1 protein-coding gene is annotated in these 1558 nt (G+C 38.2%); it reads left to right on the plus strand.

All coding sequences use genetic code 11. The features are described 5' to 3' along the window. Positions 1-435 precede the first annotated feature (435 nt). Positions 436-1494, plus strand: coding sequence for a TRAP transporter substrate-binding protein (locus ACS8FC_RS14090; RefSeq protein WP_299221686.1), 1059 nt, complete (start codon positions 436-438; stop codon positions 1492-1494). Positions 1495-1558 lie beyond the last annotated feature (64 nt).

Raw genomic sequence — 1558 nt, forward strand, 5'->3', positions numbered from 1 at the left:
CAGAAGTGAAACATCATCGCGCCAATGGTAGTGTGGCTCCGGCCATGTGAGAGTAGGTCATCGTCAGCTCTCTATTCCTAAAAAGCCCCCACAACAACGTTGTGGGGGCTTTTTTTAGCTTCATTTTATCTAAAATTACTATGTGTAGTATTCCACAAACACTATTTAATCATAATTAAATTTTGTAGTTACTAACGTTACTATATTTTATCAGATAATCAGTATATTGACTCAAAATGATTTGACTTATATCATTATAGCTGATAATTTCAAATGTAATCTTTATCTATAAGTAATAATTGCTTTACGATGTGATAAAAAGTATTGTTTATGTATATACTTAAAATATAGCTTCAAATCTATTATATTTTAAGTTTTATATAATTATTCACTCGAAATTCTTTCTTTCCATATAATTATCAAAAGGAATTGATAATGAAGTTAGCTCCTCTTTTTTCAATAGGTGCCTTAGCGGCCATGAGTATCATAGGCTGTTCTAATCAAACATCTGAAAGTACTGATGCTTCATCAGCTTCTTCCAAAGAAACCACTGTTTTGCGCTTCTCGCATTTTTGGCCAGCCACTTCTTCTATCAGCAAGGAAGTATTTGAACCTTGGGCCAAACAGATTGAAACTGATTCTGATGGTCGATTAAAAGTCGAGCTCTACCCCTCAGCAGGTCTTGCTAAAGCTGATGTCACTTATGAGTCTGCTGCAAAGGGTACAATCGATATAGGTTCTCAAGCACATGGTTATACCAATGGTCGTTTTCCTTTAACTCAAATTACTGAGCTTCCTGGTTTGTCTAATTCGGCTACTCAGATGGGTTGTATGCTACAAACTTTATATGATGATGGTACGCTTGCTGGTGAATATGAAGATTCACATCTGTTATTCATGTATGGTGCTGGACCTGGTTCTCTACATACTACTGATAAATTAATCCGTACACCTGAAGATATGAAAGGCATGCGCATTCGCAGACCTTCAGCAGTCGCTGGTGACATTATTGAAAGCGCAGGTGCTTCACCTGTCGGCTTACCCGCTAACGACATGTATACTTCTTTACAGAGAGGTGTTGTGGACGGACTTAGTTTCCCATGGGAAGCAGTCACAGCTTTTAAGATTGATGAAATAACGAAGTATCATACTAACATTCCTTTTTATAGTTCAGCACTTATGGTTACTATGAATAAAGATAAGTATGAAAGTTTACCTGATGATTTAAAACAGGTACTTGACAATAACTCAGGTATGGCGCTTGCTAACAAAGTCGGTGAAGTTTTTGATAAGCATGATGAGATGGCCATACAAGCAGCTAAAGACAAAGGCGATGAAATCGTTGAAATACCCGATCCTCTAAACGACCCTGACTGGAAAGGTCCTCTATTAGACGGTACTAAGAAATATTTGGCCGACGTCAATGCTTTAGGTTTGGATGCCGATGGCGTATATGAGAAAGCCAAAGCTGCCAGCGCTGCCTGTAAAGTCTAACCTATTAAAGGCAATCTCCCATGGCATTTTTAGTCAACCTCAGCACTCTCATCTCAAGGCTGTG

Source organism: Psychrobacter sp. 1Y4, from assembly GCF_051847555.1.

Excerpts from the sequence above, each read along its gene's own strand:
- ACS8FC_RS14090 (WP_299221686.1), top strand. The coding sequence starts at position 436 with ATGAAGTTAGCTCCTCTTTTTTCAATAGGTGCCTTAGCGGCCATGAGT.